Source organism: Geobacillus sp. Manikaran-105 (assembly GCF_002809955.1).
In the GTDB taxonomy this organism is placed as follows: domain Bacteria; phylum Bacillota; class Bacilli; order Bacillales; family Anoxybacillaceae; genus Geobacillus; species Geobacillus thermophilus.
On sequence record NZ_PIJG01000075.1, the window covers coordinates 1 to 9,452 of the forward strand.

7 protein-coding genes and 7 tRNA genes are annotated in these 9,452 nt (G+C 50.3%); 12 read left to right on the top strand and 2 right to left on the bottom strand.

From position 1 onward, the window contains the following. Positions 1 to 26: 26 nt before the first annotated feature. From CV945_RS15645 to CV945_RS15675, 7 genes are all read left to right on the top strand, one after another. Positions 27 to 102 (top strand) — tRNA-Thr (locus CV945_RS15645). Between the two features lie 8 nt (positions 103 to 110). Beyond that, positions 111 to 183: transfer RNA gene (locus tag CV945_RS15650), tRNA-His, on the top strand. Positions 184 to 506: 323 nt separating this feature from the next. Beyond that, a tRNA-Gly gene (locus tag CV945_RS15655) sits at positions 507 to 577 on the top strand. A gap of 6 nt (positions 578 to 583) precedes the next feature. Next, positions 584 to 660: transfer RNA gene (locus tag CV945_RS15660), tRNA-Ile, on the top strand. A gap of 324 nt (positions 661 to 984) precedes the next feature. Continuing rightward, positions 985 to 1,059: transfer RNA gene (locus CV945_RS15665), tRNA-Asn, on the top strand. Between the two features lie 6 nt (positions 1,060 to 1,065). Next, positions 1,066 to 1,158: transfer RNA gene (locus CV945_RS15670), tRNA-Ser, on the top strand. A gap of 5 nt (positions 1,159 to 1,163) precedes the next feature. Further along, positions 1,164 to 1,235, top strand: a tRNA-Glu gene (locus tag CV945_RS15675). A gap of 265 nt (positions 1,236 to 1,500) precedes the next feature. Here the strand turns inward: CV945_RS15675 and CV945_RS15680 are convergent. Then, positions 1,501 to 2,166 (bottom strand): B3/B4 domain-containing protein, encoded by a 666-nt coding sequence (locus CV945_RS15680; protein WP_100660128.1) that lies wholly within the window; start codon positions 2,164 to 2,166, stop codon positions 1,501 to 1,503. A gap of 52 nt (positions 2,167 to 2,218) precedes the next feature. On the opposite strand from CV945_RS15680, the gene queG reads away from it, so the two are divergent. From queG to yhbH, 5 genes are all read left to right on the top strand, one after another. Beyond that, the gene (queG, locus tag CV945_RS15685; protein ID WP_100660129.1) at positions 2,219 to 3,361 is read left to right on the top strand and encodes a tRNA epoxyqueuosine(34) reductase QueG; all 1,143 of its coding nucleotides are present in this window, start codon (positions 2,219 to 2,221) and stop codon (positions 3,359 to 3,361) included. 57 nt (positions 3,362 to 3,418) lie between these two features. Continuing rightward, a complete protein-coding gene (locus CV945_RS15690; RefSeq protein ID WP_100660130.1) occupies positions 3,419 to 4,282 on the top strand; it encodes an amidase domain-containing protein in 864 nt (287 codons plus the stop codon). A gap of 23 nt (positions 4,283 to 4,305) precedes the next feature. Beyond that, positions 4,306 to 4,779, top strand: coding sequence for a tRNA (uridine(34)/cytosine(34)/5-carboxymethylaminomethyluridine(34)-2'-O)-methyltransferase TrmL (trmL, locus tag CV945_RS15695; RefSeq protein ID WP_100660131.1), 474 nt, complete (start codon positions 4,306 to 4,308; stop codon positions 4,777 to 4,779). A gap of 324 nt (positions 4,780 to 5,103) precedes the next feature. After that, on the top strand, positions 5,104 to 6,999 hold the full coding sequence (locus CV945_RS15700; protein WP_100660132.1) for a PrkA family serine protein kinase: 1,896 nt from the start codon (positions 5,104 to 5,106) through the stop codon (positions 6,997 to 6,999). A gap of 224 nt (positions 7,000 to 7,223) precedes the next feature. Continuing rightward, complete coding sequence (gene yhbH, locus CV945_RS15705; RefSeq protein WP_050368243.1) at positions 7,224 to 8,381, top strand: sporulation protein YhbH; 1,158 nt, start codon at positions 7,224 to 7,226, stop codon at positions 8,379 to 8,381. Positions 8,382 to 8,451: 70 nt separating this feature from the next. Here the strand turns inward: yhbH and CV945_RS15710 are convergent, their stop codons facing one another. Continuing rightward, positions 8,452 to 9,141, bottom strand: a complete 690-nt coding sequence (locus CV945_RS15710; protein WP_100660133.1) for a hypothetical protein — start codon at positions 9,139 to 9,141, stop codon at positions 8,452 to 8,454. Positions 9,142 to 9,452: the final 311 nt, after the last annotated feature.

Sequence of the window (9,452 nt, forward strand, 5' to 3'; positions counted from 1 at the left end):
ATGAGCCAGTAACTCATGTTAAATGTGCCGGCTTAGCTCAATTGGTAGAGCAACTGACTTGTAATCAGTAGGTTGCGGGTTCAAGTCCTGCAGCCGGCACCAGAAATATGGCGGCTATGGCGAAGTGGTTAACGCACCAGATTGTGGCTCTGGCATGCGTGGGTTCGATTCCCACTAGTCGCCCTTTTTCTTCTTTAAAATTTTATATGCGGGTGTAGTTTAGTGGTAAAACCGCAGCCACGAGCATCAGCATCATCGAATTGGCTTCGAGTTGCCCCGACGCATCCGGCTTCTGTGAACCAGCTGGTAGAGGAAGGGGCATGGAAATAGCGTGGCGGATGTTAAGCCAAATATTATGCGGGTGTAGTTTAGTGGTAAAACCGCAGCCACGAGCATCGGCATCATCGAATTGGCTTCGAGTTGCCCCGACGCATCTGGCTTCTATGAATCAGCTGGTAGAGGAAGGGGCATGGAAGCAGCGTGGCGGATGTTCAACTAAATGATATGCGGGTGTAGTTTAGTGGTAAAACCTCAGCCTTCCAAGCTGATGTCGTGGGTTCGATTCCCATCACCCGCTTTTAAGGGGCCTATAGCTCAGCTGGTCAGAGCGCACGCCTGATAAGCGTGAGGTCGGTGGTTCAAGTCCACTTAGGCCCACCATTTTCCATTGCATATTGTCAGATGATTCGTTATAATACTTAATGAACGTTCTTGTGCGTGCATGGTTCCGCTTGCCTCGATGCATTTTGCTTCCTTGCATTCGCTAGTAGAGGAAGGGACAGGACAAGTWTTGTGCTAGGYTTCTTACTCATCATTCCGCAATAGCTCAGCGACGAGCAGGTGCATCGTCGAATATGCTTCGAGTTGTCCCGACGCATCTAGCTTCCTTGAATTTGCTGGTTGTCCCGACGCATCTAGCTTCCTTGAATTTGCTGGCAGAGGAAGGGACAGGGCAAGTATTGTGCTAGGTTTCTTACTCATCATTCCGCAATAGCTCAGTGGTAGAGCAACCGGCTGTTAACCGGTAGGTCGTAGGTTCGAATCCTACTTGCGGAGCCATTGGATGGAGAAGTACCCAAGTGGCTGAAGGGGACGGTTTGCTAAACCGTTAGGTCGCAGTTTTGCGGCGCGCGGGTTCAAATCCCGCCTTCTCCGCCATAAGCGGCCCGTTGGTCAAGTGGTTAAGACACCGCCCTTTCACGGCGGTAACACGGGTTCGAATCCCGTACGGGTCACTGGTTAGTGGCACCAGACAACCTGGTGCCTTTTTCTGCAATCTTTTTTTGTCGATTTTTGCGTTTTTTTCTTGCTGTCTAGGCTCTTTTTTGTTATAATAGCCAATGTATATTAAGGGTTGGGGACAACGCAGTGTTTCGTTTCGTTAGCGAACGGGGCATTGCGTTTTTTGTTTTGTTTTTCAAGCTGCCAGCCATCGACCGCACCGCTTGGATAAAGGAAGCTTCCCGGCGGGAAGCTGATGGCAGACAGCATTTCCGTAGTTTATGACAGCAATTGCGCGTCGGCCTCGCCGCCATGAATTTGAACAAACATTGTTTGAATGGCTTGAAGTTGGCGGCGGGCGGCGTCTTCGCTCATCGACGGAAGGAAATAAACGATTTGCAGGGCGTTTTTTGTCTCTCTCGTTACCGCCGTGCGCTCAGAGTCGACGATCGGGCTGCCAAACGGGCCGCGTTCGTCTTTGCTGACAAGTTTGTCAGCGAAGTTGACGGAACGGCCGTTTAAGGCGATGTATTCGTCTTGCTCTGTGCCTATTGTGATGGTCACTGTCCCTTCGATGCGGTCAAGATCATAGATGCCGAGCGGAATTTTGTAATAAAGAGAAAAGAAATTGTTCACGTCGACCGCGGAGTGGATCGAAGGGAGAAAGTTTTTTTTCTGGATGCGCCGGTATAAGCTCTCGCTGGACGGACGGTAGCGGCTTGGATCGGTGCCGATTTGTTTGAAGGTCCGGCGCCATTCGGCGAGCTCGGGAATGTCGGCAATCGGTTTTTCCTGCAGCTCTATGTAAATGGACTCTTGAAACAGCTCAAGCCGCCCTTTTAGCATTTGCGGCGAGTCGCCGATGTCGATATGGCGGTAGCGGATGATGCCGAATTTGGCTGAAGGAAGGCGTTGTTTTAATTGTTCGGATACGATATATGGCATGTTCATCACCTCGCGTTTTATTTTACCATATGTGTTGAAAGGAGGGAAAACGATGGATATGATGGCGTTGAAAGAGGAAGTGATTGCGTACAGCCGATCGATTGGCATCGATAAAATCGGGTTTGCGAGCGCCGACCCGTTTGTCGAGTTGAAAGAGCGGCTGCGCCGCCAACAGGAGCTCGGGTATCAGTCGGGATTTGAAGAGCCGGATATTGAGAAGCGGACGAATCCTTCATTGCTTCTTCCAGAAGCAAAATCGATCATTGCCATTGCCCTCGCTTATCCGTCGAAAATGAAGGATGCACCGCGCGGGACGAAAACGGAGCGGCGCGGCCTGTTTTGCCGTGCATCGTGGGGAAAGGATTACCATGTTGTGCTGCGGGAACGTTTGCAGAAGCTGGAGGAATTTTTGCTGGCAAAGGTGCCATCCGCCCGCGTGCGATCGATGGTGGATACGGGAGAACTTGCTGACCGCGCGGTGGCAGAACGGGCTGGGATCGGCTGGAGCGGGAAAAATTGTTCGATCATTACCCCAGAGTTTGGCTCCTACGTGTATCTTGGGGAAATGATCACCAACATTCCGTTTCCTCCAGATGAGCCAGTTGAAAACCGGTGCGGGACGTGCACGAAATGCATTGACGCCTGTCCGACGGGGGCGCTTGTGCAAGGGGGACAGCTGAATGCACAACGATGCATTTCATTCTTAACGCAAACGAAAGGGTTTTTGGCTGATGAATTCCGCGAGAAAATTGGCAACCGATTGTATGGTTGCGACACATGCCAATTAGTCTGTCCAGAAAATAAGGGGAAAGATTTCCATTTGCATCCGGAATTTGAGCCGGATCCGGAGACGGCCAAACCGAAGCTGGTTCCGCTTCTTGACATGACGAACCGTGAGTTTCAAGAGAAGTTTGGTGCGATGGCCGGTTCATGGCGCGGGAAAAAACCGATTCAGCGCAATGCGATTATTGCCCTCGCTCACTACAAAGACCGGACGGCAGTGCCGCGTTTACTCCGGTTGTTAAAAGAAGATAGCCGCCCGGTCATCCGCGGGACAGCGGCATGGGCGCTTGGGAAAATCGGGGATGCAACCGCCAAGCCTCATTTGGAAGAGGCACGACAAACCGAGACGGACATGGATGTAATCGCCGAGATTGACAAAGGGCTGAAACTGTTGTCTGAGACAAAGGAATAGGGAAAGAACCTCCGCCTCCCTACATAAGGTAGTAACAAAAAGAAAGTGGGGAGCGGCATGAAAAAGCAGTTGCAACAGTGGCTCGATGAGCGGGCCCGTTCGTTTGTATCAGAACCACGCGTACAAGATGAAGAAATCATACGCAAGAAGCAACTGTGCGACAAACGAGGAGCGGAAATCGTCCGGTGCACGATCCGCGGACGAATTGTCGGCAGGCAGGCCGTCGAGCGGGAGACAACGATTGCTTATATGGCCCACTATCAATTTCTCATTAAGCATGGGGTTGATCTGTATATAGAGGAGCAGGTTGAGGAACGTCGCGCCCGCTTTTTGGGTGGTGAGTTGGTTGATGACCAGCAGATCAGCCGGATGGGGGATCGCGTTGAAGCACCGCGCGTTGAGCGTGAACGGTGGACGGGCGAGCGGTTGTTTTACCAATATGATCGTGCACAGGCGGTGCGGTATGCAGAAATGTGGTGGAACCGCCATAACCCGGCGTTTCCTTCCTTTGCCGTTGATTGCACGAATTTTGTTTCCCAATGTTTGTATGCGGGCGGAGCGCCGATGACCGGCTATCCGAACCGGGCGCGGGGATGGTGGTGTCAAAACAACAGTTGGAGTTACAGCTGGGCGGTCGCCCATTCGCTGCGCTGGTATTTAAGCGGAGCGCGCATCGGCCTGCAGGCGGTCGAAGTAGCCGAGCCGGAACAATTGATGGCAGGGGATGTCATTTGTTATGATTTTCAAGGAGACGGCCGCTTCGACCATACGACGATCGTGGTGGCGAAAGACAAAGACGGCATGCCGCTTGTAAACGCCCATACGACAAACAGCCGCATGCGTTACTGGTCGTATGAAGATTCAAGCGCCTATACGCCAAACATTCGGTATAAATTTTTTCACATCATTGACCGCAAATAAACGATGTTGCTGAGGTGAACGAAATGCCGCTCCATGTAGTACTGTACCAACCAGAAATTCCGGCTAATACCGGGAATATCGCCCGCACATGCGCGGCTACGGATACGGCGCTTCACTTGATTCGTCCGCTTGGGTTTTCAACGGATGATAAAATGTTAAAGCGCGCCGGCCTTGACTATTGGCCGTACGTCAACATTTCGTATTACGATTCGCTCGATGAACTGTTTGCCCGGTTTCCGCACGGCGAATTTTACTTTATTACGAAATTCGGCCGCCAATACTACGATTCGTTTGATTTCAGCGATACGGAAAAAGACAGTTTCTTTGTGTTTGGACGCGAAACGACCGGGCTGCCGAAAGAACTGCTTGAAGCCAATATGGACCGTTGCCTGCGCATTCCGATGAACGACAAAGTCCGTTCGCTGAACTTATCCAATACGGCGGCGATTTTAGTGTACGAGGCGCTGCGCCAGCAACGGTTTCATGGGCTTTCGTAAACAAAAAAACGACCTTCGTTGCGGAGGTCGTTTTTTTGTGCCTTATTGTTTAACGCCCGGTTTGTCCTCGTAGCCGGCGGTGAAAATGGCCGTCAAAAACGCAATGATAACCCCTAACATAAGCAATGTGCGCATCGCTTTTCCTCCCTTGCAATGAAAGTGGTATGCGTTTCCCCTTTATTATAGCGAATATGGCCAAGCATGTGAATGAGAACAGGTTAGGACGGAGAGACAAAATTTTTTTTTGCGGCGAATGATACGGGACATCCTCGCATAAATTGTAATAATCTTGCTGTTAGACATCCAAGGGTGAGGAGGTCCTTTATGGATATTTTACAAAAGATCGCACGGTACCGGGAAGAAGAAGAAAAGCTGAAATGGGAAGGGACGTTCGCGGAGTATTTAAAGATTTTAAAAGAAAAGCCGTGGGTGGCCCAATCGGCCCATTCGCGCGTTTATAATATGATTAAAGATGCCGGGGTCGAAGAGGTGAACGGAAGGAAACGATATAAGTTTTTTAGCCAGCACTTGTTCGGACTCGAAGAAGCGCTCGAACGGCTTGTTGAAGAATACTTCCACCCAGCGGCGAAACGGTTGGATGTGCGGAAACGAATTTTGCTGCTGATGGGTCCGGTCGGCGGTGGGAAATCGACGCTCGTGACGCTTCTAAAGCGTGGCCTTGAAGAGTATTCCAAAACGGACCGCGGCGCGGTGTACGCCATTAAAGGCTGCCCGATGCACGAGGATCCGCTTCACCTCATTCCTCACCATTTGCGTGATGATTTTTACCGTGAATACGGCATTCGCATCGAAGGAGAGTTGTCACCGCTCAATATGATGCGGCTCGAGAAAGAATACGGCGGCCGCATTGAAGATGTGCTGGTGGAACGCATTTTCTTCTCGGAAAACCGTCGCGTCGGCATTGGGACGTTCAGCCCATCTGATCCGAAATCGCAGGATATTGCCGATTTAACCGGAAGCATCGATTTCTCGACGATTGCCGAATACGGTTCTGAGTCTGACCCGCGCGCCTATCGGTTTGACGGCGAACTGAACAAGGCGAACCGCGGCATTATGGAGTTTCAAGAGATGTTGAAATGCGATGAAAAGTTTCTCTGGCATTTGCTGTCGCTGACGCAGGAAGGCAATTTCAAAGCGGGACGATTTGCGTTAATCAGTGCGGATGAACTGATCGTCGCCCATACAAATGAAACGGAATACCGGTCGTTCATTGCGAACAAAAAGAATGAGGCGCTTCACTCGCGCATTATCGTGATGCCGATTCCGTACAACTTGCGCGTCTCCGAAGAAGAACGCATTTACGAAAAAATGATTCGTGAAAGCGATGTTGCCGATGTGCATATCGCCCCGCATACATTGCGGATCGCCGCCATGTTCACGATTTTGACTCGGCTGAAAGAGTCAAAGCGGCCGGATGTGGATTTATTGAAAAAAATGCGTCTATACGATGGGGAAATGATCGAAGGGTTCAACGAAGTGGACGTTGAAGAGTTGAAAAAAGAACATCCCGACGAAGGAATGAGCGGCATTGACCCTCGCTATGTCATCAACCGCATTTCGGCTTGCATCATTCGGAAAGAAGTGCCGTCGATCAATGCGCTTGATGTGCTTCGTTCGTTGAAAGAAGGGTTGGATCAGCATCCGTCGATCACGAAGGAAGACCGCGATCGGTACTTGAACTTCATTTCGCTTGTGCGCAAAGAGTATGACGAAATCGCCAAGCAAGAAGTGCAAAAGGCGTTCGTGTACTCATATGAAGAGTCGGCGAAAACATTGATGGATAACTATTTGGACAACGTCGAGGCGTATTGCAACAAAACGAAACTGCGCGACCCGCTTACCGGCGAGGAAATGAATCCGGATGAGAAGCTGATGCGCTCGATTGAGGAACAGATCGGCATTTCGGAAAATGCGAAAAAGGCGTTCCGGGAAGAAATTTTAATCCGCATTTCCGCCTACGCACGCAAAGGGCAAAAGTTTGACTACAATTCGCATGAGCGGTTGCGTGAAGCGATCCAGAAAAAGCTGTTTGCTGATTTAAAGGATATTGTGAAAATCACGACATCGACGAAAACGCCCGATGAACAGCAACTGAAAAAAATTAATGAAGTCGTCGCCCGCCTGATCGATGAATACGGATACAACTCCACGTCGGCCAATGAATTGCTCCGCTATGTCGGCAGCTTGTTGAACCGCTAGGCATGCCTCGAGCGCCGGGGCATGCTTTTTTGCATCGATAATCGGGCTTGTCCGTCCGTTGTTCGCTTTTCTATTTTCGGCATTCATCTGTCAATTATTTTGAATTTTTGCATAGGATAAAATAAACAACTTGGCATAGTGATGGTCCGTTTTGATGACGCCAACATAAGTATATGCGGGAAAGTGAAAAGTGTGAGAACCATTTTAACAAAGGAGGGGAAAATATGAAAGGGAATTTCGTTGTATCGAAAGAAGACTGGTCCCTCCACCGCAAAGGATATGACGATCAAAAGCGGCATCAAGAAAAGGTAAAGGAAGCGATCAAAAACAATTTGCCGGATTTGATTACGGAAGAAAGCATCATTATGTCCAACGGACGCGATGTAATTAAGATTCCGATTCGCTCGCTGGATGAATATAAAATTCGCTACAACTATGAGAAAAACAAACATGTCGGCCAAGGAAACGGAGACAGCCAAGTCGGCGATGTCGTGGCCAGAGACGGAAGCGGGGAGGGGCAAGGGCCAGGAAAAGGCCAAGGAGCCGGCGACTTGCCGGGTCAAGATTATTACGAGGCTGAAGTGTCGTTGATGGAAATCGAAGAAGCGCTCTTCAGCCAACTGGAGCTGCCGAACTTGCAGCGGAAAGAACTGGATCAAAATGTCGTTCAACATATCGAATTTAACGACATTCGCCGCACCGGGTTGATGGGGAACATCGATAAAAAGCGGACGATGCTCGCCGCTTTCAAACGCAACGCCATGAGCGGCAAACCAGGCTTTTACCCGATTTACCGCGAAGATTTAAAGTTTAAAACGTGGAATGAAGTCGTCAAGCCGGAATCGAAGGCCGTTGTCTTGGCCATGATGGACACAAGCGGCTCGATGGGCATGTGGGAAAAATACATGGCGCGCAGTTTCTTCTTTTGGATGACGCGTTTTTTGCGCACGAAGTACGAAACAGTCGACATCGCCTTTATCGCCCATCATACGGAAGCGAAAGTTGTCAGCGAGGATGAATTTTTCACGAAAGGGGAAAGCGGCGGGACGATTTGCTCATCCGCCTACCGCAAGGCGCTGGAACTGATCGAAACGAAGTATTCTCCGTCGCGCTACAACATTTATCCGTTCCACTTCTCCGACGGCGACAACTTGACATCGGACAATGCCCGCTGTGTGAAGCTTGTTCAAGAGCTGATGAAAGTGTCGAACATGTTTGGGTATGGGGAAGTCAACCAGTACAACCGCCATTCCACACTCATGTCGGCGTATCGCAATATTAAGGATGAAAAGTTCCGCTATTATATTTTGAAGCAAAAATCAGATGTGTTCCATGCGATGAAAACATTTTTCCGCAAAGAAGAGAGCAAGCAGCTCGTTTGACCCTCTGGCAGCTGAAAAAAGGGGGTTTTTCTTTTTGGAAAGGGAGGGCAATCGCCCTCCCTAAAATAAGTTATTGCTTTTGCAGCGTCGCCGCCATGGCGAGCACGGCGCCAAGCACGTCTTCGTTGCGTGGAGCGTGCACGGTCAATAGCATTGGCGCTGGTTGGGCGCTGGCGATGACATGAACGGTGGCGCCGTCTGCTTGTGCAGTGTACCAAACCGCATCAGCGAACGGCTTAGGCAATCCGTTCGTTTGTTGGCGGGCGGCGTTGGCGTCGATCGCTTGGGCATGTTCTTTCGCCAGCTGCTCGTAGTTTGTTTCCCCCTCTGAAAGCAAGCGAATGCGGGCGAACGACTTACCGTGGAGCAATACATCAGCATGCGGCTCTTCGGCATCCAGCGTCCAACTGTCCAGCACGTAGAGGGAGAAATGCTGGTTGTCGCTTGTGGTCAACGTTGCTGTCCCTGTGACTGTTTGATTTCCTACTTGGTAAGACAAGGAAGTTGTTGGACGGGAAGAAGCAGCTTCATCCCCTGTCGCCCCGCTTTGTCCACCTCCTGCTTGATGTTGTTCATCAACTTGGGGAGTTTCTTGGTTCTTTGGCTCGGCTGTTTGCGTGTTGGCGGAGTTCTTGTCCGAACTTGCGGATTGTTTTTCTTTCGCAGCCGTCCCTTCTGATGCGGGCGCCTCTGTGCCGCAACCGGCAAGCAAGGCGGCGGTGACAGCGAGGGAAAATAACAGCTTCCCGTATCGATTCATGTTCATCCCTCCTTACGTTTCATATTACCGCTCATTATACCAATTGAAACGGTGGAAACAAACAGACTGCGTTCCCTATTTTTTCGGCTTGTTTGTTTTTGTCTGTTCTTTGGCATGATGAAGGGCGATATGCGCACCGCCCCACACGGCGGCGGCTAGAAGAGCGAGTAAAGCAAATCCGTAAAGCATGTGGTTCCCTCCTCATGTATACTAGGTATTGTCAAAAGTTTATCCTCCACACTCACGGTTTTCCCTTGAGTTTCAACGGTTGGAAGAAAAAAAGCTTGCCACCCCCGTTGTTTTCGGCCATC